Origin of the sequence: Rathayibacter sp. AY1D1 (assembly GCF_002932635.1) — a bacterium.
GTDB lineage: Bacteria > Actinomycetota > Actinomycetes > Actinomycetales > Microbacteriaceae > Rathayibacter.
In genome coordinates, this window is sequence record NZ_PSVY01000072.1 from 1 (window position 1) to 633 (window position 633).

Below are 633 nucleotides of genomic sequence, written 5' to 3' on the forward strand. Positions count from 1 at the left end.
GCCGCCACCGACCCCGCCGTCGCCGCGGACCCGGCCAACGCCGGGATCCTGAAGCTGCTGCAGTCGCAGGACACCGCCGCGATCGGCTCCGCGCTCGACGGGGACACGTCGTTCCTGAACACCGCGGACCGCGCCCTGTCGGCCCCGTTCCTGACCGGGTTCAACGACGCGACCGTGACCGTGTTCCAGGTCGCGCTGGGCGTGGTCCTGCTGGCCTTCGTGCTCTCGTGGTTCCTCAAGACCCCGCTGCTGCGGGCGAAGTCAGCCATGCAGGAGGCGCACGACCTCGCGGCCGAGGACAGCGCGGAGGAGCTGCGCCGCACGGACCCGCAGCTGGCCGCGCGCGCCGGGGCCGACCTGGCCGCGGGCAGCATCGAGCCGGACGTCCGGACGGACTCGATCCGCACCGCTCCTCCCCGCGACGGGCACGGCGCCCACCGGGCCTGATCGGGAAGCGCCGGCCGACCGCGTCCTGCGCTCCGCTGCTCTCCTCCGAGGCGCCGCCTCCGCCGGCCGGACACCGCCCTCACCGCGGTGTCCGGCCGGGGAGGCGGCGCCTCGCGGTCGTCCGGGGTGCGGTGTCCCGCGTTCCGGGGCGAGAGAGCGCTCCACCGGGGCTCTAGGATGGTCGGA

General features: G+C 75.8%; 1 pseudogene. It reads left to right on the forward strand.

The annotated features are described in order from the left end of the window. A pseudogene (locus C5C56_RS18110) lies at positions 1 to 447 on the forward strand (hypothetical protein); the annotation flags it as partial. Positions 448 to 633: the final 186 nt, after the last annotated feature.